Origin of the sequence: Promicromonospora citrea (assembly GCF_013004695.1) — a bacterium.
GTDB lineage: Bacteria > Actinomycetota > Actinomycetes > Actinomycetales > Cellulomonadaceae > Promicromonospora > Promicromonospora citrea.
On the sequence record NZ_JABEMG010000011.1, the window covers coordinates 1 to 25,476 of the forward strand.

The window sequence follows — 25,476 nt, forward strand, 5'->3', positions numbered from 1 at the left end:
AGAGCGGCCCGCGCCGCATCCTCCACCGCCTGCTCCTGCGCCTCGTGCCCCGGACCCGCCTGCGGCGCGAGCGCCACGGGCGGCTGCTCGTGCGGCTCGGCCCCGCCGGCCAGCCGCTCGCGCAGCACGACGACGTCGCGCGTGCCCGGCGCGCCGTCGGGCCGGTCGACCTCGCGCAGCTCGAGCACGACGCCGCCGGAGTGCACCCCGCGGACCGCACGCCCTGCCACCTCGTCCCGGGGCTCGGCCACCGGCGGCACGGGCGGGTCGTAGAGGACGTGGACGCCGTCGCCGGACGCGAGGTCGGAGCCGTCCACCCGGGCCCCGTCGAGCATGCGGCCCACGAGCTCGAGGTCGCGTGACGCGAGGCGGTCGCGGCCCACGACCGCCCAGTCCCGCAGCACGCGTGACTGTTCCACGTGGAACGTCGACCGCCGGCCGGGCCACTCGTCCAGCGGGAGCTCGAGCCGCGCGTAGTGCTCCTGCCAGAACGGCTTCATCTCGCGCTGGTAGTACCCGACGGCAGCGCCCAGCAGCGCCAGCGCCTGGGTCTCCGGCGACCGGGTGCCGCGGTTCTCGCCCACCCGCTCCGCGATCTCTGCGCCGAGCGCGAGCCGCCGATCGCGCGCCTCCCGGCGGGCGGCGGCCCGCGCGGCCGCGGACTCGGCTCTCGCGTCCGGCACCGCGGTGGACGCCTCGATGGGCACCCGCGCCGCGGCTCGCGCCGCGCCGTCGACGCCTCCTGCCGCGTCCGCTCGCGCGGCCGGCACCGACCCGACCCGGGCCCGCGCCGCGCGCAGCCAGTCCAGCAGCCGGAGCGTCGAGCGGCAGTCGTACTCGTTGTAGTCCAGGATCCGCTGCCGGAGGGCGCGGGCCCGCTCGTCGCCCTCGGCGGCGAGCTTCGCGTACTCGGCGTACTCCGTGACCGACGCCGTCGCGCTCGTGACGCCCGCGCGGGCCGGGTCGTCCTGCATGTAGAGCGGTTCGAGCTTCTTGATGGACCTCGACCGGTCGGAGATCCGCAGGCACGCGCGCACCACGGCGTACAGGTCCACGAGCACGCCGTCACGCAGCAGCTGGTCCACCTCGTCCTCGTAGACGCCGTGCCGCGCCGCGATGGACAGCAGGTGGGTCTTCTCGTAGGCGGCGTAGTGGTAGACGTGCAGGTCCGGGTAGACGGCCCGGCGCCGGGTCAGATGGTCGACGAAGCGGACCAGGGCGTCCCGCTCGCCCGCCAGGTCGTCCGCCCACAGCCCGTGGAACGGGGGCGCCGGGTCCTGCGGGCCGGGTCGCTCGACCCAGCCGAACAGGTAGTCGAGGCCGGTCGCGGGTGCCCGCTCGTCCCCGGGCAGGCGCGGCGCCTCCCACAGCGGGTCACCCTCGAAGTCGAAGAAGATGTCCCCGGGGCTCGGCGCCGGCAGGTGGTCGATCGCGTCGGTCGCGACGAGCTGCCACCGCAGCCGCGCGTCCGGGCCGTCCGGGTCCGCGCCCTCGGGAAGGTGGTCGAGCGGCACCGACCCGTCGCCGTCGTCCAGGCCGAGCTGGAGGCGCGCCTGGGCACGCAGGCCCTCGAAGCGGCCCGCGGCCATTCCCTCGGGCGGATCCTGCGCGGCCGCCAGCGCGTCGATGGTCGTGAGGCCTGCGGCCGCCAACCGCACCCGCTGCGGCTCGTACACCCCGCCGACCAGCAGCACGTCGCGGCTCGCTGCGGCGGCCTCGGCACAGTCCGGGCAGTCGCGCAGGCGGCCGCACGCCTGGTACCGGTCGCCGCCCCAGCGCACCGGGCCGTCGTCCGCCACGTGGGTGTCGAGCAGCTCGAGCAGGCGGGCCCGTCTGCGGCGGAAGACCGGCAGCAGGTCGGCCAGGCGGTGGGACGTGGTCTCCCCCGTGCCGAGCACGAGGTGCACCTGGTCGGTCGGGTCGACGCGAGCCGCCACGAGCTGGTCGGCGTAGGCGGCGAGCTGCAGCAGCGCGCGCACCTTGGTGCGCCGCGCGAGCTTGGCGTCGTGCACCGCGTAGCGGAGCCCCCCGGACGTCGCGTCGCGCACCAGGAAGTCGGCCCGGCCGTGGAACCTGCCGTCGAAGAACGAGGCCTGGTACACGACGTCGGCCCCCTGCTCCAGGGCGGCGAGCGTCCGGGCGTGCGCGTCGGCGAGGTCGGTGGCGGACATGCGCCGGGCAGGCGTCACCTCGACCACCCCGCCGGCCCGGCCGGGCGTCGCGCGACCGTGCGCACGCAGGTACCCGTCGAGCACACGCTGCTCGTGCGCCTCGCCGAGGGCCGCTGTGCGGGCCAGCATCGCGTCCTCCTCGCGCGGCCGGCGCGGGGCGCGACCCAGCAGCTCGTCGAGGCGCCGCAGCAGGCGGAACTCGCACTCGCCGGCGGTCACGAGGTCGCTCGCCGAGTACACCAGGGTGCCTGCGTCGTCACGCTCCAGGAGGAACATGACCCAGGTCTACCAGCGACCTCTGACACGGGCACGCTAGTGTCGGTCGGTCAGCCGGTCGATATGCCCGATTCGACCTCCCGTTCTAGCGCCGACCCGGCCGGATGGCCGATAGTGGGGCCGACCGTACCGAAGGAGCAACCATGCCCGTGCGCTTCAACCCGCCTCCGGGTTGGCAGGTGCCCCCGGGATTCCGACCCGACTCCGCGTGGACCCCCGACCCCTCGTGGCCCCCGGCCCCGCCGGGGTGGGAGTACTGGGTCGACACCCCCCAGCCGGGCGGCGCCGACCGCACCGCCCCTCCCCCCGGACCACCGGCCCCCGGCTCCGCTCCCCCCGCGGCCCCCGGCGCGGACGCGGACACGCGCACCGTCGCGATCCAGGTCGTCGACGCACCGCCCGCCCGGCCCGCCTCCCTGGCGCCCGCCGGACTCGCGAGCCCTCCCGGTCCGCCGCCCGGACCGACCGCCGTGCCGGTCTCGGGACCGACCGCCGGACCGACCTCAGGGCCGACCTCCGGACCCACCGCCGTGCCGCCAGGAGCTCCGGCGCCCGGCTCCGCCGACGCGCTGGGCGCCACCATGACCCTGGCGCCGATCAGCGCACCGCCGGTCCGGCCTGGCTCGGGCCCGCAGCCGGCGTACCCGCCGCAGCACGGCACCCCGGGCGCACCGCCGCCCCCGCCCGCACCGCCCGAGACGGCGCGCAAGCCTGCTTCCGGCGTGCTCGCCGCGCTGAAGAACCTCGGCACCAAGCCCTCCGCGACGGCGCCGGCCCAGCAGGGCCCCGGTCCGCTGAGCATCGACGACGCCAACCACCACACCGACCGGCCCGCCGGTCGGCAGGGGCCTCGTGGCCCGGTGCCCGCCGTCGCACCGCCGTCGGCCGGCCGGCCTGGCGGCAGGAGCGGTTCGCGTGGTCCCGGCGTGGGGCTGATGGCCGCGATCGGTGTCGCCGCGCTCGCCCTCGGCGTCATCATCGGCGTCGTGGTGACCGCGGGCCAGCAGGCCGACGCCAACCAGGCGATCGCGGACGCCCGCACCGCCCAGGCGGGCATCGACGAACAGCTCGCGGACGTCGAGGCCCAGCAGTCGCGCGTCGACACGCAGCGGGACGAGGTCGCCGCCCGGGAGCAGGCGCTCGGCGAGCGCGAGGCCAAGCTCGAGGAGCGCGAGAAGGCCCTCAAGCAGCAGGAGGAGCAGCTCGCCCAGCAGCAGCAGGAGCAGGAGCGGGAGCGGGAGGACGACGACCGCGGCAACGGGGGCGGCAACGGCCCCGGGACGGTCTTCTACTGGAACTGCGACGCGGTCCGTGCGGCCGGCGCCGCCCCGCTCGCCGCGGGCCAGCCCGGCTACCTGCCGCACCTCGACCGCAACGGCAACGGCATGGCCTGCGAGGACGGCGAGTAGCAGGCGCGGGACGCCGGGCACCGGGGGCCGTCCACGAGAAAGGAGCGGGCCGAGACAGATCCCCAGACTCTGTCTCGGCCCGCTCGTGTGTTCCCGGCCCACGCCATCTCCCCAGACGAGACGTGGGCCGGGAAGTCTTTATCCGCCGAAGAGGCCCTCCAGGAGGGCCCCGAGGCCCAGCGGGTCGCTGTCGCTCTCCTCGGACGTCTCGCTCGGCGACGGCTCGGGCGTTCCCGGGCGCGGCGAGACCGCGCCGTCGGGCTGGACCTCGCCGGTCGCGGCCAGCTGCAGCGCCTCGCTCAGATCGATGAGGCACAGGCGCCACACCGCCGGGTCCACGCCGTCGGGCGCCTTCCAGAACGCCGTGCCGGACAGCTCTGGCGGGGCGGTCCAGCCGGTGCCGGTCCGCTGCGCGACACAGGTCTCCATGGCGGGGACCTCGTTCGCCTCGGCGTCCTCGACCAGCATCGGGGCGAGCTCCGCGACCACGGGCGCCGGCGCGACAGGCTCCGGCTCGCTCACCGACTCCTTGGCGGCGTCGTGCACCACCGCGCAGTCCGGCGACGTGGTGCGGCACCAGGAGGCGCTCCAGGTCCCCCGCTCCGCGTAGACGAAGCCGCGCGGCTCCGCCGTCGCGCGGTCCACCTGCAGCACCCGCATCCAGACGCTGCCGTCGCCGAGCACGTCGAACGGCGTGACCGGGAGCGACGACCCCGGAGCGGGCTCGTCACCCGGTGACGCGGGCGCCCCCTGCGCGCCCGCGGCACCACCGGTCTGCGGATCGTCGAAGACGAGGTGCTGCTCCCCGTCCGTCGCTGCGGACGAGAAGCCGAACACGAGGGCCGGCCCGCCGTCGGCGGGCAGGACCATCGCGTCCGAGGTCACGCCGCGCCACAGCAGCGTGCCGCCGAGGTTGCCCTCGCGGAGGTTCTGGAGCGCCGTGTCGCCGCCCGCGACGAGCTCGAGGTCGGTCGCGCTGTGGCGGCCGTCGATCGTCGCGAGGGTCACCACGGCGAGGTACCGCAGGCCGTCGCCCGCGGGCAGGCCGAGATCGAGCACCACGGTGTCGCGGTCGACGCGGTAGGTCGCGGGCCGCACCACCGACTGGACGCCGGGCACCAGGTACACCGCCTGCGCCTCGGGCTCACCGGACGGGAGGTCGGTCGGCGAGGGCACGGGCCGCTCGACGTCGAGGTCGCCGTCCTCGAGGAGCATCGGCGGCTCCGCGCTCGGCGACACCTCCACCTGCGTGCTGGGCCACAGCCCCGGGATGCCCGGGAGCGCGCCCGCCACGCCCGCACCCGCCGTCGCGAGCGCCAGGGTGGAGGCCACCGTCACACCGGTCCGGCGCACCGTGTGCTTGCGCCGGCTCGACCGCAGCACACCGTCGAGGTCCAGCGTCGACGCAGGGACCGCCGCGTGCGCGGACTCGCGCAGGCGCGTGACGAAGTCGTCGTCGGAGTGGTTCGTGGTCATCGGGTTCCGCCCGGGGCGTCGATGTCGAGGATCGTGCGCAGGTGGGCGAGGCCGCGCGAGGCCGTGGACTTCACGGTCCCGAGGGGGATCCCGAGCTCGCTCGAGACCTCCGACTCGGACAGGTCCAGGAGGTGGCGCAGCACCACGACGCGGCGCTGCTTCACCGGGAGCCGCAGGAGGGCACGGACGACGGCGTCCCGGTCGTCCACCGTGCGGGTGGGCGTGCGCGCGGAGCGCGGCGCGGCGACGTGGTCCTGCGGCAGCTCGTCCGGACCGGTGAGGATCTCGCGCCGCGTGCGGCGCCAGGTGTCGATGCGCAGGTTGGCGAGCACGCGGCGGGCGTAGACGAGCGGGTCGCCCTGGCGGGCCTTGTGCCAGTGCCGGTAGCACCGCTCGAAGGTCTGCTGGGTGAGCTCCTCTGCGCGGTGGGCGTCACCGCTGAGGAGGAAGGCCATCCGGTGGAGGGGATCCTTGGCCTCTCGCATGAACGCGGTGAACTCGTCGTTCTTCGAGGCCGCCGCGTTCCTGCGCGCGTGAGTGGCACGGGGCCGGTCTGTCCGCACGGGGAGCGAGGCTACGTCATCGGCGTCGCCGGCCCCACCTCGGACGACCGTCAGCGGGCGCGTGGTGGGGGCTTGGGTCTCCGGGTCCGCCGTCGCGGACGCGGAGCGGGGGGTCGAGGTGGATGGGGAGTCTGGGGTGTTCTGCTGGGTGGTCACGGTCTCCAGGTCGTCCGCAGAGCTGGAGTCGGCGCGCACGACGCGCAGCACCACGGGTCGGTGGACCCGCGGTTGCGGCGCCAGTGGGCGCGGACTCGTGACTGTCACGAACGGAACACGGCCCGGCGGGGGTGAAGGTTCCATCCAATTTTCCGGATGTTCCCCTCGGCCCGGCCGGGCCGTGCGGACCCGCGGGTCAGCGGCGGAAGTCGAGCGACCCCAGGAACGCGTGCAGGTCCCGCAGGCCCTGCTCCGTCCCGTCGAACTCGACCACGAGGAACAGGTTCTCGCCCCGGTCCTCCTGGTGCAGGTAGATGTCCACCCAGTAGTAGTCGGGCTCGCCGGCCGTGTTGTGGACCGTGGGCAGCACCTCGGCGTAGTCGGCGCCGGGCACGTCGATCATCTGGGACTGCGGCTCGGACATGCTCCGGGTCCACCAGCTGCCGCCCGGCTTGCCGCCCTGCACGTAGACCCGCTCGTGCCACTCGACGTCCTGCGGCTCGGTCGCCGGCAGGTCCGACGGCACGCCCGCCGGGTCACCGGGCAGGGGCGCCCCGACGTTCTCGTCCACGTGCGTGACCGTCGGGCCGGTCCACTCGACGCCCGGGGAGAACTCACCCTCGGTCGGCTCGCTCGTCCAGCCCGGCGGCACGGCGAACCGCAGCCCGTTGTGCTCGGTCTCGGTCCAGCCGTCGGGCACGCTGTGCTCGATCGCGTCGAGCACCGGCGTCGAGAACTCGGGCTGGAACCAGTCGGGCGCGCCCGCGTCCTCGAGCCACAGGTTGCCGACGAAGTCCCGCAGCATGGACTCGCCCTGCTCGTCCGCCGTGAACCGGGTGTCGATCACCCAGCCCTCGTCGCCCGCGCGGACCCGGACGGTCGCCGGGCGCACGCCGTCCTCGGGCTCGTGCTGCTCGATGACGACGAGGTCCGCGCCCTCGATGTCGAGCGTCGTCGCGCCCGAGTCCCGGGCGGGCACGGTCCAGTCCGCGACGTCGAACACGTTGCGGAGCTCGATCGTGGCGTCCATGTCGTCGATGGTCCCGTCCTCGCCGAGCCCGCCGGCCCGCGGGTGGTCCGGGGACAGCCAGCCGGCCACACCTCCCGCGTTGACGTCGCCCACCGCGATCCAGCCGCCCCCTGGCACCTCGTACCAGAGGCCGCCGAGGATGTACGGCGTGTGGCCGCCCTCCTCCACGACCCCGCGCTCGACGCCGGGCAGGACGGGCAGCTCGCCGTCGCCGGTCCGCAGGTAGCGGGTCGGCTCCGTCGCGGACGACGACGGCGACGGGCTCGGTTCGCCCGGGGACGATCCGTCGGTCGGTGCCGAGCGCGTCGCCGTGCGGTCGGTGCCGGGCAGGGGCTGCCGCTCCCCGAGGATCGTCGAGGCGGCGCCGAGGCCTGCTCCCAGGACGGCGAGCGCCGCCGCCCCCGCCGTCACGGCCGTCACGAGGCGGCGGCGTCGCACGGTGCGGACCGCACGCACGGCCATGGTGGTCGCGTCCAGCGAGGCCGGTGGCTCGATGGCCGTGCTGGCGGCACGCAGGTCCGCCAGCATGGCCGCGTCCTTCTTCGCGTTGATGTCGTGCACGTTCATGATCGACCTCCCTCGCCGTCGGCCACGATCGCGCGCAGGCGCGCGAGGGCGCGTGAGGCGGTGGACTTCACGGTGCCCGCCGAGATGCCGAGCTCCGCGGCCGTCTCCGCCTCCGAGCGGTCCAGCAGGTAGCGCAGCACCACGACGCGGCGCTGCTTGACCGACAGGGCCATGAGCGCCCGCACGAGGCGGTCGCGGTCGGCGAGCCCGGCGTCGGAGCCCGGCGACGAGCGGTGGCCGACGGCGGCGCCCGGGTCGTCGGTGAGCACCTCCCGGCGGGTGCGGCGCCACGTGTCGATGCGGGCCGTCGCGAGCACGCGGCGCGCGTAGGCGAACGGGTCACCGTCGCCGACCTTGCGCCAGGCCTTGTAGGTGCGTTCCAGGGCGAGCTGGACCAGGTCCTGCGCACGGTGCGGGTCGCCGCACAGCAGGTAGGCGATCCGGTACAGAGCCGCCGTGCTGGTCTGGGCGAACGCCGTGAAGTCGGCGACCGGGTCGACACCGCTGCGGATGACGGCGATCTCGCCGCTCCTCGGTTGCACCTGCTGCCCCACCGCCACCTCGCTCATGCCGCGCTCCGCCCCGGACCGGCGGACCACCCCGGCCTGCGGCGCACCCCGCGCCGCGTCGTCTGCGTCATGCACCCTAGACGCAGCCGAGCGGCGGGAGGTTGTCTGCGTCAGAGAACGTGCGAGAGGAAGTTCTTCGTGCGCTCGTGCTGCGGGTCGTCCAGGACCCTCTCCGGCGGGCCCGCCTCGACGATGACGCCGTCGTCCATGAACACGACGTGGTCGGCCACCTCGCGGGCGAAGCCGATCTCGTGCGTGACCACGATCATGGTCATGCCCGAGCGCGCGAGGTCCCGCATCACGGCGAGCACCTCGCCCACGAGCTCGGGGTCGAGGGCCGAGGTCGGCTCGTCGAACAGCATGAGCTCGGGGTCCATGGCCAGGGCCCGGGCGATCGCCACACGCTGCTGCTGACCGCCGGAGAGCTGCGCCGGGTAGTGGTCGGCCCGGTCGGCCAGGCCCACCCGCTCGATGAGCTCGAGCGCCCGCTGCCGCGCCTCGCGCTTCGACAGCCCCTTGACCTGCACGGGAGCCTCCATGACGTTCTCGAGCGCCGTCATGTGCGGGAACAGGTGGAAGCGCTGGAACACCATGCCGATGCGCGAGCGCTGCCGCGCCACGACCTTGGGGTGCAGCCGGTGCAGCACGCCCTTGGCGTCCTCCCGGTAGCCCATGAGCTCGCCGTCGACGACGACCGAGCCGCCCGTGATCTCCTCGAGCTCGTTCACGCAGCGCAGCAGCGTCGACTTGCCGGACCCGGAGGGGCCGAGGATCACGGTGACCGAGCCCCGTGCGACGTCGAGGTCGACACCCTTGAGCACGTGCACGGCGTCGTGCCCGTGCCCGAAGACCTTGTGCACCTGCCGTACCGCGACCATGGTGTCCTGCGCGGCACCGGTGTCCGGTGCGTCCGTGTCCGTGGCGCTCATGGCGTCACCTCCTTGGCGAGATCGACCGTGACCGTGCCCGACGCGGCGATGGCCGCCTGCCGGCCGCCCGGACCCTTGCCCCGGCCCCTGCGGCCCGTCGCCGTGCCGAACCCGCGGCCGTAGTACTGCTCGAGGTAGTGCTGGCCGACCATGAGGATCGACGTGATGAGCAGGTACCAGATCGCCGCGATGACGAGGAACGGGATGGGCAGGAACTGCCGGTTGCCCATGGCGGAGGTCGCGAACTGCAGCTCCAGCGTGAACGGCACGGCCACGACGAGGGAGGTCGTCTTGAGCATGGAGATGGTCTCGTTGCCGGTCGGCGGCACGATGACGCGCATGGCCTGCGGCAGGATCACGCGGCGCATGATCTTGCCGTCCTTCATGCCCAGCGCCTTGGCGGCCTCGGCCTGGCCGGGGTCGACGGACGTGAGGCCCGCGCGCACGATCTCGGCGAGGTACGCCGACTCGTTGAACGCCAGGCCGAGCAGCGCGGCCCAGAACGCGGTGATCACGTCGTCGGTGCGGAACGTGAAGAACTCCGGGCCGAACGGGATGCCGAGGGACAGCCGCGGGTACAGCACCGCGAGGAGGCCCCAGAAGATGAGCTGCGTGTAGATCGGGGTACCGCGGAAGAACCAGATCCATGCCCAGCTCACCCAGCGCATCACCGGGTTGTCGGAGCGGCGCATGATTGCGAGCGTGATCGCCAGCACGACGGCGATGGCCATCGAGCCGAACGTCAGGATCAGCGTCCACATGACGCCGCGGACCACCACGACGTCGCGCAGGTACAGCCACACCACGTCCCAGCGGAAGTTGTCGTTCGTGACCAGCGCGTTGGCCACCATGGCGGCGAGCACCAGCACGACGGCGGCCGCGACGAGCCGGCCGGGACGCGGCACGGGCCGCGCGTGGATGCGGTTGGGCACGGGGTCGTTGCCCGGCGGCGACGTCTGCGTCGTCACGTCACCCAGTCCTTTCGTCGGAGGTCGGCGGAAAAGCTGAGTGCACGGTACCCGCGATCGCACGGCGTGCGGACCGCGGGTGCCGTGCACCCCGGTGGGTCACCGAGCGGCTCACTCGGCCGGGTTCAGCTCCGCCTCGTCGACGACCGGCTCCGAGCTGCCCCAGCCGGCGAAGATCTCCTCCAGCGTCCCGTCGTCGATCAGCTTCTGCACCGCGGCCTGGACGGCCTCGGTGAGCTCGTCGTCGTCCTGCGACACGACGATGCCGTACGGCGCGGCGTCGCGGATCTCGCCGATCGTCTCGACCTCGCCGCCGGTCTGCTCGATCGCGTAGGCGGTCACGGGCGAGTCGGCGTACATGGCCTGCAGCTTGCCGCCCACGAGGTTGGTCGTGACGTCGGCCTGCGACTCGTAGCGCACGACGTCGACCGGCTCCTCGCCGTCCTCCTCGCACTGCTCCGAGATGTCGGCGAGCTCCTCGTCCTGGATGGTCGAGGTCTGCACGCCGACCGTCGTGCCGCAGAGGTTCTCGGGGTCGAAGTCCTCGGGGTTGCCCGCCGCGACGCCGAACTGCGAGCCGGCGACGGCGTAGCTGATCATGTTCGCCTGCTCGGTGCGCTCGTCCGTGATGGTGAACGACGAGATGCCGACGTCGTACTTGGTACCGATCGCGGGGATGATGCCGTCGAACGCGGCCGACTGGATGTCCGCCTCGAGGCCCAGCACCGCGGCCACCGCGTGGATCGTGTCGATGTCGAAGCCGACCGGCGTGGTGCCGTCGGCGTCGATGAACTCGGCGGGGGCGTACTCCGTGTTGGAGCCGACGGCCAGCGTGCCCTTCTCGGCGATCTCCTCGGGCAGCAGCGCGGCGATCTCCTCGTCGGCCCCGACGGTCGAGGGGTCGAAGGACGCGGCGGCGCTCGCGTCGTCCGAGCCACCGGTCGATCCGCCGGACGGCTGCTGCGACGCGTCGGTGCACGCGGTGAGGACGAGGGTGGCCGCGGCGAGCGCTGCCGTGGCGGTCAGGGCGGGAAGCCTACGCATCAGGGGTCTCCTGGTCGGGTGCTGAACGTCGTGCGGAACGTCGTGTGACGTCTCACGAGGCCCTCAGCGACCCGGCAGATCTCTGTCATCAGGGGAGCAGAGGACCCGACGGCGCACGAGGCGCCTCGATTCGAGTCTCACCCAACCGTGAGGATGCTCTGACGTAAACCCATTGTTTCGAGACCTATATCACATTGTGACATCCGGTAACGTTTTCGTTTTTTCACCCCCGCGCCAAGCGCTGGCCTGCGCAGACGCCGTGGCGGTGTCCGCGCAGGCCTGGGCGCCCGTCAGGTGTCGTGCTCGACCGGCTCGTCCGGGCGGTCCTCGGGACCGCCCTCGTGCTCCCAGCCGTGCGGGTAGGACGTGCGCTCGGGGCGCCGGACGAGGGCCACGATGCTCGCGGCGAGCCCGCCCCACACGACGACGAGCGCGACGACCAGGAGGGCGACGGCGGCTCCACTCATGACTTACCTCCGTAGGTGGGCCAGGCGACGAAGTCGTCGGGGGCGACGCGCCAGCGCATCCGGCTCAGCACCAGCGCCGCGACGACGAACAGGGCGACGACGCCCCAGCCCATGACGGCGAGGTACCAGGACGCGTAGCCCTCGTAGCCCTCGGTGATCAGGGTGACGATGCGCGAGACGAGCATGGCCGTGAGCACGACGGGGCCGAGCACCACGATGCAGAACGACCACCAGCGCCCGACCGGGATGGTCGACACCCCGTTGAGGTGGAACCGCATCTCCTCGGTGCGCCGCAGGACCCAGCCGATCACGACCGTGGTGACGACGGCGGACGCCACGATGCCGATGTTGTTCGCCCACTGGTCCACGGTGTCGAGGGCGATGAGGCCCGTCGTCGTGGAGAAGGCCCCCACCGACAGCACGCCGGCCACGACGCCGATGCGGACCGAGGCCTGCCGCCGTGTCCAGCCGAACTTCTCCTGGAACGACGCCGACACCACCTGGAGGATCGACAGCAGCGAGGTGAACCCGGCCATCACCAGCGACCCGAAGAACAGCGCGCCGAACAGCCAGCCGACCGGCATCTGCGAGACGATCGCCGGGAAGGTGACGAACGCGAGGATCGGCCCCGAGAGGCCTTCGAGCTCGGCGACGGCGACGCCCTGCTCGTGGGCGAGGAAGCCGAGGGCGGCGAACACGCCGAGCCCCGCGAAGACCTCGAAGCCCGAGTTGGCGAACGCCACGACGAAGCCGGGCGACGTCAGGTTGGCGCGGCGCTTCCGGTAGGACGCGTAGGTGATCATGATGCCGAAGGCGATGGACAGCGAGAAGAAGATCTGGCTGTAGGCCGCGATCCACACGTTGGGGTCGAGCATCGCGCCCCAGTTCGGCGTGAACAGCGCGTCGAGGCCATCGGCGGCGCCCGGCAGGAACAGCGCCCGCACCACGAGCGTGCCGAAGGCGAGCAGCAGCAGCGGCATGAAGACGACGTTGACCTTCTCCAGGCCCTTGGCCACGCGGGCCGCCAGGACGACGACCACCGCGACCCACACCAGCACGAGCGGGATGAGCACGGCGGGCACGAAGTCGAGCGTGAACCACGGGTCGGCCCCGCCGACGTCGGCGAGCTGGAGGTAGGTGCCCGTGAAGAACCCGGCCGTGTCGTCGCCCCACTGCAGGCCGAACGAGTACACGAAGTAGCTCAGCGCCCACGCGATGATCACCGCGTAGTACACGGCGATGGCGAAGCAGATCGCCACCTGGAACCAGCCGAGGCTCTCGAGCCACCGCTTGACGCGGCGGAGGGCGAGCGGCGCCGAGCCGCGGAACCGGTGCCCGACCGCGTAGTCGAGGAACAGGATGGGGATACCCGCCGTCAGCAGCGCCACGAGGTAGGGCACGATGAAGGCGCCCCCGCCGTTCTCGTAGGCCACTCCCGGGAAGCGCCAGATGTTGCCCAGCCCCACGGCGGACCCCACCGCGGACAGGATGAAGCCCAGCTGCCCGCTGAACTCCTCACGCTTCGCGGGCTCCGCGGTCGTGCTTCGCGCGTCGCTCATGGTCCTGATCCTGAGGGAAATCCACCCAAAAGGCGAGCCTGTCTCACCGGTGTGGCGTCATCCCGCCAGGAGCTGCCCCACATAACCGCCCCGGAACGCCCCCTTCGGGTCAAGACGTGCGGCCAGCGCGGCGAAGTCACCGAACCGCGGGTAGAGCGCGGGCAGGTCGGTCACGGGGACCGTGAACAGCTTGCCCCAGTGCGGACGCGCGCCGAGCGGCAGCAGCGCCGCCTCGAGCTCCGGCAGCACCGCGCGGACGGCCGGCCAGTCCTGCCGCCACGTGAAGTGCAGCGCCAGGCTGTCCTCCCCCGCGGTGCTCAGCCACTGGTCGTCGCCCGCCACGGTGCGGATCTCCGAGGTCAGCAGCAGCGGGCCGACCCGGTCGCCCAGCGCCCGCACGGCGCGGACGGCGTCGGGGCCCGCCGCCCGCGGCAGGAGGTACTCGGACTGCAGCTCCTCGCCCAGCGACGGCGTGAAGTCCAGCCGGAAGTGCGGCAGCCGCTCGAACCACGGCCCCGGCACCCCGCCCTGCTCCGTGCACGCGACGGCGGCGACGTCGGGCAGCGGGTGCATCGCACGGGTCGCCGGCGACGCCCCGAGCTCGGCAGGGAGCGTCGGCGCCGCGCCCACGCCGTCCTCCACGCGCGACTTGCACCAGACCAGGCGCACGTCCGGCTCGTACCAGCTCGTGAAGACGCTCACCGAGTACGCGCTGCCCATGACGGCGTCGAGGTTCTCGACGAGCGCGTCCCACGACAGGCCCGTGAAGACGTCCTGCCGCACGTCGAACGCCGGCGCCGTGGCCAGCTCGACCCGCGTCACGACGCCGAGGGCGCCGAGCGCCACCACCGCACCCGGGAAGTCCGCGTCGCCGCGGCGCAGGGTCAGCGTCTCGCCCCCGGTGGTCACCAGCTCGACGCCGACGACGTCGCCCGCGAGCGACCGCGTGCCGTCGCCCGACCCGTGGGTGCCGGTCGCGACCGCGCCCGCGACGGAGATGTGGGGCAGGGACGCCATCGCGGCGAGGGCGCGGCCCTCGGCGTGCAGCGCGGGGGCCAGCTCGCCGTACCGCAGACCCGCGCGGACCGACGCCACACCGGTGACCGGGTCGACCTCGAGGGGCGGGCGGCCGTCGTCGAGCCGGTCGAGCTGCACGTGCACGCCCGTCGTGTCGGCGACGTCACTGAACGAGTGGCGCGACCCGAGCGCCCGGACGCGGGGCTCGCCGGCGACGATGCCGGCGAGCTCCGCGACGGTCCGGGGACGCTCGACGCGCACGGAGGAGTAGGTGAGGTTCGCGGCCCAGTTCTTCACCGGACCAGGGTGCCACCCCGGACGGTCCGGCTCGTGCAGCGGTCCGCTACGCGGTTGCCGTCGCGTTGCGGACCACGGGGATCCGCTGGCTGATGCCGACCATGTCGAGCACCTCCATGACGACGTCCGACGGCTCGCGCAGGAGCACGGGCGAACCCGTCTCCTCGCCCAGGACGAACACCTGGAGGATGAAGGCGACCCCCGAGGAGTCGATGAACGTGACGTCCCGGGCGTCGACGATGACGGGGTCGGGATCGGGTCGTGCGGCGAGCGTCGCCATCGCGGCGCTCGCGTTCTCGCGCAGCAGCGCGTCGATGTCACCCCAGAGGGTCACCACCGTGCCCTCGTAGGTGGTGCGGCAGGAGATGCCGGAACCCGCGCGGTCGGGTTCGACGTCCTGCACGGCGTCTGACGGGAGAGGGTCCATGGGGTCAATCGCTCCGTCCTGCAGTGGTCGGGCCTCTGCTTCGTGGTCTTCAGGTCACTCTGGCTGGCACGTGCTGGGGGGCGCTCACTTGGACACTTCTTGGTTCGCTCTGTCCCCTCTCTGGGGAGAAGGGGCAAGAATTGCCTATGGCGAGTGTTCACCCGGCACTGGGCTTCCGTCCACCCCCCAGGCGTTACGGTCACGTTGCGCGGCGGAGAACTCCGCCCCTGCGGGTAGCCGCGGACCCGGCCGGCCACCCGCCCGAGGCGGCTCAGACAGGGTCGGTCACGTCCGCGACCGTGGCGTCGAGCGCCGTCGTGAGGTCCACGGCGTCGACGGTGGCGCCCACGCCGTGGGCGCCCCCACCGATCGACACGGGCCCCGGCTCGCTGAGCCGGGAGTCCGCGACGACGGGCCACCTGTGCAACGCCCCGAAGGGCGTGATGGTTCCCCGCTCGTAGCCCGTGACCTCGAACGCGACCTCCTTGCTCGGCATGGACAGGCGCGACACGCCGAGCAGCGCGCGCAGCCTGGGCCACGAGATCTGCCGGTCCCCCGGCACGAGCACGAACAGGTAGTCGCCCTCGCCGCGGCGCACGACGATGGTCTTGATCAGCCTGCCCGGCTCGACGCCGCGCGCCGCCGCGGCCTCCGCGAGACTGCCCACCGCGTCGTGGCGCGTCATCTCGAACGGGATGCCGGCCGCGCGCAGGGCGGCCACCGCTCGTTCCTCGCTCATGCCGTTCCCTATCCCGAAATCGCGGGTGTTCGTTGTCTCGACATATGGTCAAGACCCGTCAGGGGTGGTCGTACTCGGTGCGCTCCGTGCGCCAGTACTCGGCGCCGTCCCGCGTGCGCTGCACCAGCCCCTGGTCCACCATCGCACGACGCAAGCCTGCCGGATCCTGCGCCAGCTCGCTCAGGCGGTCGGTCAGCTCCCGCTCCGTGAACGGCTCGAGCAGCACCGGCATCGCCCGGGCCGCCAGGTAGCGCGTCACCGCGAGCTTGTCGCGCCAGCGCCGCGGCATCCCCTCGAGCCGGCCGTTGCGCAGGAAGCGCTCGGGATCGCCGGGAAGCTGTTCGGTCGGGTTCGGCTCTGTCGTCACGTCCTCGTTCAGTCCTCGTCGTCGACGACGGCGAGCTCGTCGTCGTCGGGCTGCTTGGCTGCGATGCCGGACGCCGTGTCGGCCGAGGACTTCTCGCCCTCCTGGCCCGTGTCGCCCTCCGGCGGGCAGGGGTCATTCTCCTCACCGGTACCGGGCTCGTCCGTGCCAGGCTCGCCCGTCTCGGATCCGTCGGTGCTCGGCTGCCCCGTACCGGCCTGGCCCGGCGCGGCCGTGCCGGTCGATGCGGAGCCGGTCTCACCCTCGGCCTCGCCGGGCTCGGTACCGGGCTCGGTCCCGTCGTCGGCGCACTCCGGATCGCTCGGCGACGGGCTCGGCTCCGGATCCGTCGGATCCGTCGGCGAGGGGCTCGGCCCCGGGTCGCTCGGCGACGGGCTCGGCTCCGGGGCCGTCGGCGACGGGTCCGGCTCCGGGTCGTCCGTCGCCGGCGGTGTGGACGGCTCGGTCGTCACGGGCGGCTTCGTCGGCTTGCTCGGCGTCGGCCTGGGCTTCGGGTTGGTCGGCTTCTGCGACGGCGGCGTGTCGCCTGGCTTGCCCGGCGTGGCCTTGTCGTCGTTCGGCTTCGGCTTGTACGGCGGCTTGTAGTGCGGGGTCGACGTGTCGTCCGGGTCGTTCGGCGTCCAGGTACCGACGTCGGACGGGTCGATGGCGCGGTTCGGGATCGACCCGGCCGCGAAGAACTCGAAGTGCCACGGCTCCGGCTTGGCGCCGTCCAGGCGGGCCCACGAGGGGTTGTCCCAGCCGTAGTCCGGGCCGTGCAGGCGCAGCCAGACGTACTCCGGGGAGTGACCGCCGGCGATCGGGTTGCCGAGGTCGACCGCGAGGCCCCAGCCGTGGTTCGACGTCCCGGGGATCGCGGCGAGGTGCGGCTTGATCCCCTTGAGGGTCACCTGCATCTCGTAGGACCGGTAGGAGTCGGTCATCGGGATCGGGTACCCGAACTCCTTCTCGAACTCGGCGCTCAGCGCGGTCAGCCGCTCCGCGGCGTCGCACCGGAGCATGTGGCCGGGGGCGAACTCGAGAGGGCAGAGCACGTCCGCCGGGATGCGGCCGTTGGCGTAGCCCGCGGTCGACCCGCCGAACGTGGCCACGACGTCGAGCAGGCTCTCGCGCAGCGAGAACCCCTCCCTCGTGATGCCCTCCACCTCGACGAGGGCGTTCGGGACGGACGGGTCCAGCATGTTCGCCAGCCGCACGGCCGCCATGACCACCTGGTCGTAGGTGACGTACCCGGCCGCGTGACCGGGAGCGGCGTCGTCGTGCTCCGCCGAGCCGGCGTGCTCGTCGTCCGTCTGCGGGTCGATCACCGAGCCGCGGCCGTTGGACACCTCGATCGCGGGTGCCGTGCGGTCCGGGTCGGGCTCGTCGCGGCCGCCCGGACCCTCGGAGCCGTCGTGCTCGTCGGCGGCGTCCTCGTCCGAGCCGCCGCGTCCGCCGGCGCCGGCGTCCCCCGCGTCCTTGCCGGAGCCGTCCCTGCCGGAGCCGTCCTTGCCGGAGCCGTCCCTGCCGGAGCCGGAGCCCGCGTCGCGTCGCACGGGCGCGTCCTCGACGCGCAGCCCCTCGTTGTTCTCGCCGAACGCGAGCTGCTGCATCTGGTACGTCGTGTAGAGCATGCCGAGCTCGGCGGCGGCCTGAGCGACCGTCGGGCTGAACGCCGCGCCCTGCTCCTGCGCCATCCGCTCGGCGCGCTCGAGCACCGCGACGACCTGGGCGAGCGTCACACCCTCGGGCACGGACCCGGTCTCGCCCACGCGCACGCTCTCGACCGACCCGTAGAGCCGGATCGGCGGCTCGCCCGGGGCACCGGCGGGGCCGGACCCCGGCACGCTCGCCGAGGCAGTGAACAGGACGGCGGCCGCGAGGCCGGTCGCGAGGGCGCCCGTGACGAACGACCGGAGCAGCCGACGTCGACCGCCCCGTGCGGCCACGAGACGGTACGAGCGGGGTATGGAGTGGCTGAGGGTACGCAAGAACCTCGAGCCGGTCGTCGCCTCGTTGCTCACACGTCACCCCCTCCGGTCGGCGCGCGTCGTGCTCGTGCGCGGTACGTCCCCTTCCGAATTCTGCTCCAGGACTATCACGTCCAGGTGAACTCGAACGGCGTAATTCTCAGCGGTCCGGTGAAACCACCCTCCCGACGGACGGGCGCACGCCACGACGGGTGACGCACCACCGACGTCCAGGGTAACGATTCGGACGTACTGCGCAATGCCCTCTTCCGACCCACTCCGGGATGCACCACACTGTCCCGGTCCGCACGGGCGCCAGCGCGCCCGCCGTCGAACGGCCGGAACAGTGGCCGTGAAAGGAAGACCCCATGTCGGAGACCCCCGCCGCCCCCGCGACCCAGGGCGCGGTCCAGGACCCGCAGGCGAACACGCTGGCCATCGTCGGCTTCGTGTTCGCCTTCGTCGCGCCCCCGATCGGGATCATCATCTCGGCCATTGCGGTCTCGAAGGCCGGCAAGCTCGGCTTCGACAGCAAGCTCGCCAAGTGGGGCCTCGGCCTGGCCATCGTCTTCACGGTCGGCTACCTGGTCTTCGTCGGCCTGGGGGTCTGGGCCGCGCTCTCCGTCTCGGCCTGAGTCCTAGCCCGGTCCGCCGGCCGGGTCACCACAGGGCCGCCGCTCGCCGAGCGGCGGCCCTGCCGCGCGTCACGGCTTGATATCGGGGTATCCAAGACGATTCGGATACACCACAATATGGCCTGACATTTCACCGAGAGACGCTGCGACCAGGGAGCACCACTGCCATGACCACGCCCGACACCACGACATCCACGGCACCGGACGAGACCACGACCACGGAGACGACCGAGGCCGTGACCGAGCCCGTCGCGGCGGAGGCGACGGCCGAGGTGACGACCGAGGCGCAGGCAGAGGGTCGGACCGTCGCGACGGAGGCCGCACCGGCGGACATTCCGGCAGGCACCGCCGTGGCGACCACGACCGCCACCGAGACCGCCGTGGTCGCCCCCGCCGCCGAGGAGGAGGAAGAGGACCCGCAGACGACGGTCTTCAGCCTGCTCACGTTCTTCCTCGCCGCAATCCCCCTCGTCGGTGTCGTGCTCAACGCGATCGCGGTGAAGCGTGCGGGCAAGGAGGGCTTCGACCTGTGGCTCGCCCGCTGGGGCCTCGCGCTCGCCATCCTGGAGACGCTCGGCGCGCTCGTCCTCGTCGGCCTCGGCTACTGGCTCGGGTACGCGACGGCGACCGCCTGACCACAGCCCCTCGAGACCCGCTCCGACAGCGTCCCGCGGCGCGGTTCCACCACCGGAACCCGACGCGCCGGCGCTCCAGGGGCGGGTCTTCGACTGTCCGGAGCGGGTGAAATTTTGGCTATCGTCACATCGTGGTCATTCGGGAGTCATCACCCGAGACCACCATGAAACGCGCCCGGTCAGTCTCGAGGAAGGTCTGTCCCATGCCGCAGCACGCCGTCCGACGCACCGCCCGCCTCCGCCGCCTCGTCGCGTCGGCCGTGGCGCCCGCTCTGCTCGCGCTCCTCGTCCTGGTCCAGGCGCCGGCCGCCGCCGCGTACCCGCCGGACCTCCCGTCCAAGGCGGTGGCACAGGCCGAGCTCGACGCCCTCCCCGTGCGCGCCGAGGGCGCGTCGGCGCCCTACGACAGGGACCTCTTCCCGCACTGGATCACCGTCGACGGGTGCACCACGCGCGAGACGGTGCTGCAGCGCGACGGCGACGGCGTCGAGGTCGGCAGCGACTGCTACCCGACAACGGGCAGCTGGTACAGCGAGTACGACGGCGAGACCCGCACGGCACCGGCCGACATCGCGATCGACCACGTCGTGGCCCTGGCCGAGGCCTGGTACTCGGGCGCGAGCGAGTGGACGACGGCCCGGAGGCAGGACTTCGCCAACGACCTCACCGGGCCGCAGCTCATCGCGGTGACCGCCGAGGTGAACAGCTCCAAGAGCGACAAGGACCCCGCCGAGTGGGTGCCTCCCCTGGCGAGCAAGCGGTGCGCCTACGCCAAGATGTGGATCCACACCAAGGCGCGCTGGGACCTCACCGTGGACAGCGCGGAGAAGTCCGCGCTCCAGCCGCTGCTCGACGGCTGCTCGTACTGAGCGAGCGCCGGTCCGCGGGTCCGGGTCAGGCCCGGGTGCCCGTGCTGCGGACCGGCGGCCTGACCCGCACGTGCGCGAGCGCGGCATAGAGCGCGCGCTCGGCGTCGCGCACGGCGACGTACGCGTCCGAGCACGCCGCGTAGCCCGCGCACGCGGCGTCGAGCACCGCGAGCGCCGCCTCGGCCGTCGTCTCCGCACCCGTGTCGCCGGTCGCCGCTCCCGCTGCCCCGGGCCCCGGCGGTCGGGCCGCGGCGCCCAGCGGCAGCGTGCTCGCGGCACCCTGGGCGGCACGCAGGTGTGCCAGGCCGGTGGCGTGCCGCGCCTGGGCGGACTCGAGGGCCGCCGCGTAGGCGTCGAGGACGTCGGCCACGGCGGCGAAGCCCGGCACCGCGTCCCGGAGGCTCCGCGCGCCGACGCGCAGTGCGACGGGGTCGCCGTCGGGGCCACGCTCGACAACGGCGTCCCATCCGGCGGCCGCCGTGCGGAGCCCACCGACCAGCCAGCCGACCTGCTCCGGCGCGACGGTCTGCTCGAACGCCTGCCGCGCGCGGCTCAGGCCGGCGATCCGGTTCTCGCAGAGGGCGATGAGCGCGTCGCTCATGCCGGCCCGTCGGCCCCCGACGGGCCGCCCGTCGCGCTGTCCGCCATACCGCCCCCTCAGACCGAGGTGCCCGTCACCCCGGCCTGGAGGATCCTAGGCCGATCCGGCAGGTCACGACATGGGGAGGGATCCCCATGCGGGTGGCCGACCGCGCCGGGAAGGGGCCGCGCGACCCGCCCGGCGAATTGGTCTTGCCGAGCCTGGGAGAATAGGGGGTTGTGAGTAGCGAGCCTTCCTCCACCCCGGTGTCCGACGGCGACCGCGGTCGCGCGGGCGAGGGCCGCACCCGTCGGCGCGGCGAGCGCCGGCGGACCGGCCCGCAGCGCGGGAAGGGCCCGCAGCGTGTGACGACCGCCCAGCTCGAGGCGGCCGCCGCCCGGCGCGCGGCCGTCGACGTCCCCGAGATCACCTATCCCGCCCAGCTGCCCGTCTCGGCGCGCCGGGAGGACATCGCGGCGGCGATCCGCGACCACCAGGTCGTGATCGTCGCCGGCGAGACCGGCTCGGGCAAGACCACGCAGATCCCGAAGATCGCGCTCGAGCTCGGGCGCGGCCGGCAGGGGCAGATCGGCCACACCCAGCCCCGGCGGCTGGCCGCGCGGACCGTCGCGGAGCGCATCGCCGAGGAGCTCGGCACGCAGCTCGGTGACGTCGTGGGCTATCAGGTGCGGTTCACCGACCAGTCGAGCGAGCGAACGCTGGTCAAGGTGATGACCGACGGCATCCTGCTCGCGCAGATCCAGCGGGACCCGCAGCTCCTGGCCTACGACACGATCATCATCGACGAGGCGCACGAGCGGTCCCTCAACATCGACTTCCTGCTCGGCTACCTGTCCCGGCTGCTGCCCCAGCGGCCGGACCTCAAGCTCGTCATCACGTCCGCCACCATCGACTCCGAGCGGTTCGCCGCGCACTTCTCCCCCGCCGCGCTCGCCGAGCGGGGCGGGGCGCCGGAGTACGTCACCGAGGTCCTGCCGGACGCGGCACCGATCGTCGAGGTCTCCGGGCGCACCTACCCGGTCGAGATCCGCTACCGCCCGCTGTCGCCGGACGAGGACGAGGGCACCGGCGACGGGGAGCGGGCGCCGTCGTCGCGCACCAGGGGGCGGGCGCGCGGCGGCGAGGAGAAGGACCTCGTCACCGGGATCATCGACGCGTGCGAGGAGCTCCTGCGGGAGGGCGACGGCGACATCCTCGTCTTCCTCTCGGGCGAGCGGGAGATCCACGACGCCGCCGACGGGCTGGCCGGGCACTTCAAGGAGCGTGTGCGCGACCCGAAGCACCCGCAGCACATCGAGGTGCTGCCGCTGTACGCGCGGCTGTCGAGCGCCGAGCAGCACCGGGTGTTCCAGCCGCACGCCGCGCGACGCATCGTGCTCGCCACGAACGTCGCCGAGACGTCGCTGACCGTGCCGGGCATCCACTACGTGGTCGACCCGGGCACGGCCCGCATCAGCCGCTACTCCAAGCAGACCAAGGTGCAGCGGCTGCCGATCGAGCCCGTGTCGCAGGCCTCGGCCAACCAGCGCAGCGGGCGCTCGGGCCGCGTGGCCGACGGCATCGCGATCCGCCTGTACTCGCAGGAGGACTTCGAGAAGCGGCCGGAGTTCACCGAGCCGGAGATCCTGCGCACGTCGCTCGCGTCGGTGCTGCTGCAGATGATCTCGGTGGGCGTCGTCAGCACGCCCGACGACGTCGCCCGCTTCCCCTTCGTCGAGGCGCCCGACACGCGCGCGATCCGCGACGGCGTGCAGCTGCTCACGGAGCTCGGCGCGCTCGAGGAGGTCGACGGCGTCACGCGGCTCACCGAGACCGGCCGCACGCTCGCGCAGCTCCCGATGGACCCGCGGCTGGCCCGCATGGTCATCGAGGGTGCGCGGCACGGGGTGGCCCGCGAGGTCGCCGTCGTCGCGGCCGCCCTGTCCATCCAGGACCCGCGCGAGCGCCCCGCCGAGCAGCGCGCGCAGGCCGACCAGCTCCACGCGCGGTTCGCGGACCCGCGCTCCGACTTCCTCAGCTACCTCAACCTGTGGGAGTACGTGCGCGAGCAGCAGCGGCTGCTGTCCGGCTCGGCGTTCCGCCGGCTGTGCAAGGCGGAGTACATCAACTTCCTGCGCGTGCGCGAGTGGCAGGACGTCGTCGCGCAGCTGCGCGACATGGCGCGCCCGCTCGGCATGGACATGACCGGACGCCCGACGCCGCCGCTCGTCGTCGGCGCGGTCGGGGCCGCGGCGGACGCCGCCGACGCCGCCTCGGCACAGCAGCAGGTGTCGTACCGGTACGGCTGGGACGAGGACACGATCCACCGGTCGCTGCTCGCGGGTCTGCTCTCGCAGATCGGCATGCAGGAGACGGGCGAGGTCAAGGCGTCCGCCGTCGCGCACCTGCGGGGCGAGGCGCGCGAGCGTGCGCTGCGGCGCGCGAAGAAGCAGGCACGCAACGAGTACGTCGGCGCGCGCGGCGCGCGGTTCGCGATCTTCCCGGGGTCGCCGCTGTCCAAGAAGCCGCCGGTGTGGATCATGGCGGGCGAGCTCGTGGAGACGAGCAGGCTGTGGGCACGCGACGTCGCCCGCATCCAGCCGGAGTGGGCCGAGGAGCTGGCCGGGCCGCTCGCGCGGCGCACGTACTCCGACCCGCACTGGTCGACCAGGCGGGGCGCCGCGATGTGCACCGAGAAGGTGCTGCTGTACGGCGTGCCGATCGTGTCCGACCGGCGGGTGCTGTACGCGAAGGTCGACCCCGAGGCAGCGCGCGAGATGTTCGTGCGGCACGCGCTGGTCCAGGGCGAGTGGACCACGCACCACGGCTTCTTCCACGACAACCGTGCCCTGCTCGAGGAGGCCGGCGAGCTCGAGGCCCGCTCGCGGCAGCGCGGCCTGGTCGCGGACGAGGACGACCTGTTCGCCTTCTACGACGAGCGCGTCCCCGACTCCGTGGTGTCGGCCGCGCACTTCGACCGGTGGTGGTCGCGCGCCCGGCGCGAGACGCCCGACCTGCTCACCTTCACCATGGAGCAGCTCGTCGGCGACGCGTCCGTCGACACCGCCGCGTTCCCCGAGACGTGGCCCCAGGGCGAGCTCTCGCTGCCGCTCACCTACCAGTTCCAGCCCGGCTCCGACGCCGACGGCGTGACCGTGCACGTCCCGGTCGCGGTGCTCGCGCGCGTGGTGCCCGACGGGTTCGACTGGATGGTGCCCGGTCTGCTCGAGGAGCTGACGGTGGCGACGATCAAGTCGCTGCCCAAGGCGGTGCGACGGGAGCTCGTGCCCGCGCCCGACGTCGCGCGCGAGGTCGTCGCCTGGATCCGCGACAACTGCCCCGCGTGGGAGGACCTCGCCCGCGCCGGTGACATGGCGGAGCCGTTCACCTCGGCCTTCACGCGCGCCGTGCGCGCGGTGCGCGACGTCGTCGTGCCGTCGGAGGTGTGGGACGCCGAGCGCCTGGAACGCCTGCCCGCCCACCTGCGCGTGACGTTCCGCGTCGTCGAGGAGCGTGGCACGGGGCCGTCGGCGACGTCGGTCGTCCTGGACGAGTCGAAGGACCTCGTGCTGCTGCAGCGCAAGCTCGCGGCGCGCGCCGAGGCCGCCGTGCGGTCGGCGGTGCGCGGTGCCGTGGGTGCGGCGCTCGCCGAGGCGCGGGCGGCGGCGGGTACCCCGCGGCCCTCACCGGAGGACGCGTCCCCCGCCGCGGTGGCCGCGCGCCGGGACGGCGCACGGCAGGACGGGACCCCCGCCCCGGCGCCAGCGGGCGTCGTCGGCGAGCAGACCGGCCTCACCACCTGGCCCTCCGGCCTGCCCGACGGCGGCACCCTGCCCGCGTCCGTGTCCACCGACGTCGGGGCGGGCATGGTGGTGCGCGGCTTCCCCGCACTCGTCGCGGAGCCGGCGCCGAAGGTCACGGGACAGCCGCGCACGGTCGGCGTCGCGCTGCGCATCCTGGCCGACGAGCACGCGCAGGCCGAGAAGCACGCCGCGGGCGTGCGGAGGCTGCTCACGGCCGAGGCCACGCTCGGCACCGGACGCATCACGACCCGCTGGACGGGCACGCAGTCGCTCACCCTGGCGGCGTCGCCGTACCCGAGCACCGAGGCGCTCGTCGCGGACCTGCAGCTCGCGGCCGTCACGTCGCTGACCACACCGGCGGACGAGGCCCGCTACGACACGCCGCCCGGCGGACCGGACGCCGCGGGGATCCGCACGGCGTCCGCGTACGCGGAGGCGCTGGCGTTCGTGCGCAGGCACCTGGAGGACGAGGTGCACCGTGTGGTCGGGCACGTGGTGGCCGCGTTGTCGGCGAGCCGCGCGCTCGAGGCGGAGGTCCGCGCGTCGAGCAGCCTCGCGCTGCTGAACACGCTCCAGGACCTGCGCGAGCACCGGGCGTCCCTCGTGCACGACGGGTTCGTGTCGGCCACGCCGCCGCGGCGGCTGCCGCACCTGGCCCGCTACCTGCGGGCGGACTCGCACCGGCTGACGAAGGCGGCGGAGAACCCGGCGCGCGACTCCGACCTGGCCTGGCGGATCAACGACGTCACCGCGGCGTACGAGAAGGCGCAGGCGGCCTACGCCGCGGGCACCCCGGACGCGGCCCGCGCCACCGAGCTCGCGGAGGTGCGCTGGATGCTCGAGGAGCTGCGCGTCTCGCTGTTCGCCCAGCAGCTCGGGACGGACGGCCCGGTCAGCGAGAAGCGGATCCGGAAGGTGCTCAACCCGGGCGGGTGGTGAGCGGGGCGGACGGCCGC

21 protein-coding genes are annotated in these 25,476 nt (G+C 73.6%); 5 read left to right on the top strand and 16 right to left on the bottom strand.

Annotation, left to right across the window (positions count from 1 at the left end):
* Positions 1-2,447: TM0106 family RecB-like putative nuclease (locus tag HLB15_RS03940; RefSeq protein ID WP_171103897.1), on the bottom strand; the 2,447-nt coding region annotated here is incomplete at its 3' end.
* 530 nt (positions 2,448-2,977) lie between these two features.
* Between HLB15_RS03940 and HLB15_RS24685 the strand changes: the two genes are divergently transcribed.
* Positions 2,978-3,856 carry an excalibur calcium-binding domain-containing protein gene (locus HLB15_RS24685; RefSeq protein WP_171103899.1) on the top strand — a complete coding sequence of 293 codons (879 nt, stop codon included), beginning with the start codon at positions 2,978-2,980 and terminating at the stop codon, positions 3,854-3,856.
* A gap of 138 nt (positions 3,857-3,994) precedes the next feature.
* Here HLB15_RS24685 and HLB15_RS03950 read toward each other — a convergent pair whose 3' ends face one another.
* From HLB15_RS03950 to HLB15_RS24690, 14 genes are all read right to left on the bottom strand, one after another.
* Positions 3,995-5,332: a hypothetical protein gene (locus HLB15_RS03950; protein WP_171103901.1), complete on the bottom strand. Its 1,338-nt coding sequence runs from the start codon at positions 5,330-5,332 to the stop codon at positions 3,995-3,997.
* A complete protein-coding gene (locus HLB15_RS24445) occupies positions 5,329-5,895 on the bottom strand; it encodes a SigE family RNA polymerase sigma factor (protein WP_268241004.1) in 567 nt (188 codons plus the stop codon). Before HLB15_RS24445 ends, HLB15_RS03950 begins: the two co-directional genes overlap by 4 nt.
* A gap of 352 nt (positions 5,896-6,247) precedes the next feature.
* Complete coding sequence (locus HLB15_RS03960; protein WP_171103903.1) at positions 6,248-7,648, bottom strand: hypothetical protein; 1,401 nt, start codon at positions 7,646-7,648, stop codon at positions 6,248-6,250.
* A complete protein-coding gene (locus HLB15_RS03965) occupies positions 7,645-8,217 on the bottom strand; it encodes a SigE family RNA polymerase sigma factor (RefSeq protein WP_171103905.1) in 573 nt (190 codons plus the stop codon). Before HLB15_RS03965 ends, HLB15_RS03960 begins: the two co-directional genes overlap by 4 nt.
* Before the next feature lie 110 nt (positions 8,218-8,327).
* Positions 8,328-9,146, bottom strand: coding sequence for an amino acid ABC transporter ATP-binding protein (locus tag HLB15_RS03970; protein ID WP_373291114.1), 819 nt, complete (start codon positions 9,144-9,146; stop codon positions 8,328-8,330).
* Positions 9,143-10,114, bottom strand: coding sequence for an amino acid ABC transporter permease (locus HLB15_RS03975; protein ID WP_171103907.1), 972 nt, complete (start codon positions 10,112-10,114; stop codon positions 9,143-9,145). The genes HLB15_RS03970 and HLB15_RS03975 overlap by 4 nt, the downstream gene beginning before the upstream one ends.
* Before the next feature lie 111 nt (positions 10,115-10,225).
* Positions 10,226-11,158, bottom strand: coding sequence for an ABC transporter substrate-binding protein (locus HLB15_RS03980; RefSeq protein ID WP_171103909.1), 933 nt, complete (start codon positions 11,156-11,158; stop codon positions 10,226-10,228).
* 290 nt (positions 11,159-11,448) lie between these two features.
* Entirely contained in the window at positions 11,449-11,625 is a 177-nt protein-coding gene (locus tag HLB15_RS03985; protein WP_171103911.1) for a methionine/alanine import family NSS transporter small subunit, read from the bottom strand.
* Positions 11,622-13,184 (bottom strand): sodium-dependent transporter, encoded by a 1,563-nt coding sequence (locus tag HLB15_RS03990; protein WP_171103913.1) that lies wholly within the window; start codon positions 13,182-13,184, stop codon positions 11,622-11,624. The genes HLB15_RS03985 and HLB15_RS03990 overlap by 4 nt, the downstream gene beginning before the upstream one ends.
* A gap of 57 nt (positions 13,185-13,241) precedes the next feature.
* Positions 13,242-14,498, bottom strand: coding sequence for an FAD-binding protein (locus tag HLB15_RS03995; RefSeq protein WP_171103916.1), 1,257 nt, complete (start codon positions 14,496-14,498; stop codon positions 13,242-13,244).
* Between the two features lie 46 nt (positions 14,499-14,544).
* Complete coding sequence (locus HLB15_RS04000; RefSeq protein ID WP_171103919.1) at positions 14,545-14,925, bottom strand: STAS domain-containing protein; 381 nt, start codon at positions 14,923-14,925, stop codon at positions 14,545-14,547.
* A gap of 271 nt (positions 14,926-15,196) precedes the next feature.
* Positions 15,197-15,664, bottom strand: coding sequence for an aminoacyl-tRNA deacylase (locus HLB15_RS04005; protein WP_171103920.1), 468 nt, complete (start codon positions 15,662-15,664; stop codon positions 15,197-15,199).
* A 58-nt stretch (positions 15,665-15,722) separates the two neighbouring features.
* Positions 15,723-16,031 carry a DUF2087 domain-containing protein gene (locus HLB15_RS04010; RefSeq protein WP_229785610.1) on the bottom strand — a complete coding sequence of 103 codons (309 nt, stop codon included), beginning with the start codon at positions 16,029-16,031 and terminating at the stop codon, positions 15,723-15,725.
* 8 nt (positions 16,032-16,039) lie between these two features.
* A complete protein-coding gene (locus HLB15_RS24690; protein ID WP_171103922.1) occupies positions 16,040-17,977 on the bottom strand; it encodes a M15 family metallopeptidase in 1,938 nt (645 codons plus the stop codon).
* A 389-nt stretch (positions 17,978-18,366) separates the two neighbouring features.
* Between HLB15_RS24690 and HLB15_RS04020 the strand changes: the two genes are divergently transcribed.
* The 3 genes from HLB15_RS04020 to HLB15_RS04030 all read left to right on the top strand — a co-directional run bounded on the left by HLB15_RS04020 (position 18,367) and on the right by HLB15_RS04030 (position 20,137).
* Positions 18,367-18,633: a hypothetical protein gene (locus HLB15_RS04020; protein ID WP_171103924.1), complete on the top strand. Its 267-nt coding sequence runs from the start codon at positions 18,367-18,369 to the stop codon at positions 18,631-18,633.
* A 167-nt stretch (positions 18,634-18,800) separates the two neighbouring features.
* Complete coding sequence (locus HLB15_RS04025; RefSeq protein ID WP_171103927.1) at positions 18,801-19,268, top strand: hypothetical protein; 468 nt, start codon at positions 18,801-18,803, stop codon at positions 19,266-19,268.
* 203 nt (positions 19,269-19,471) lie between these two features.
* On the top strand, positions 19,472-20,137 hold the full coding sequence (locus tag HLB15_RS04030; RefSeq protein WP_171103929.1) for an HNH endonuclease family protein: 666 nt from the start codon (positions 19,472-19,474) through the stop codon (positions 20,135-20,137).
* 25 nt (positions 20,138-20,162) lie between these two features.
* On the opposite strand, the gene HLB15_RS04035 is transcribed toward HLB15_RS04030, so the two are convergent.
* Entirely contained in the window at positions 20,163-20,738 is a 576-nt protein-coding gene (locus HLB15_RS04035; protein ID WP_171103932.1) for a hypothetical protein, read from the bottom strand.
* Between the two features lie 218 nt (positions 20,739-20,956).
* Here HLB15_RS04035 and hrpA point away from each other — a divergent pair, with 218 nt between their 5' ends.
* Positions 20,957-25,459 carry an ATP-dependent RNA helicase HrpA gene (gene hrpA / locus HLB15_RS04040; RefSeq protein ID WP_229785609.1) on the top strand — a complete coding sequence of 1,501 codons (4,503 nt, stop codon included), beginning with the start codon at positions 20,957-20,959 and terminating at the stop codon, positions 25,457-25,459.
* The last annotated feature ends 17 nt before the right edge of the window (positions 25,460-25,476 follow it).

Bases quoted from the DNA above. Each gene is read 5' to 3' on its own strand.
- HLB15_RS03950 (WP_171103901.1), bottom strand. From the start codon at position 5,332: ATGACCACGAACCACTCCGACGACGACTTCGTCACGCGCCTGCGCGAG.
- HLB15_RS03960 (WP_171103903.1), bottom strand. From the start codon at position 7,648: ATGAACGTGCACGACATCAACGCGAAGAAGGACGCGGCCATGCTGGCG.
- HLB15_RS03965 (WP_171103905.1), bottom strand. From the start codon at position 8,217: ATGAGCGAGGTGGCGGTGGGGCAGCAGGTGCAACCGAGGAGCGGCGAG.
- HLB15_RS03970 (WP_373291114.1), bottom strand. From the start codon at position 9,146: ATGAGCGCCACGGACACGGACGCACCGGACACCGGTGCCGCGCAGGAC.
- HLB15_RS03980 (WP_171103909.1), bottom strand. From the start codon at position 11,158: ATGCGTAGGCTTCCCGCCCTGACCGCCACGGCAGCGCTCGCCGCGGCC.
- HLB15_RS03985 (WP_171103911.1), bottom strand. From the start codon at position 11,625: ATGAGTGGAGCCGCCGTCGCCCTCCTGGTCGTCGCGCTCGTCGTCGTG.
- HLB15_RS03990 (WP_171103913.1), bottom strand. From the start codon at position 13,184: ATGAGCGACGCGCGAAGCACGACCGCGGAGCCCGCGAAGCGTGAGGAG.
- HLB15_RS04000 (WP_171103919.1), bottom strand. From the start codon at position 14,925: ATGGACCCTCTCCCGTCAGACGCCGTGCAGGACGTCGAACCCGACCGC.
- HLB15_RS04005 (WP_171103920.1), bottom strand. From the start codon at position 15,664: ATGAGCGAGGAACGAGCGGTGGCCGCCCTGCGCGCGGCCGGCATCCCG.
- HLB15_RS04020 (WP_171103924.1), top strand. From the start codon at position 18,367: ATGTCGGAGACCCCCGCCGCCCCCGCGACCCAGGGCGCGGTCCAGGAC.
- HLB15_RS04025 (WP_171103927.1), top strand. From the start codon at position 18,801: ATGACCACGCCCGACACCACGACATCCACGGCACCGGACGAGACCACG.
- HLB15_RS04030 (WP_171103929.1), top strand. From the start codon at position 19,472: ATGCCGCAGCACGCCGTCCGACGCACCGCCCGCCTCCGCCGCCTCGTC.
- HLB15_RS04035 (WP_171103932.1), bottom strand. From the start codon at position 20,738: ATGAGCGACGCGCTCATCGCCCTCTGCGAGAACCGGATCGCCGGCCTG.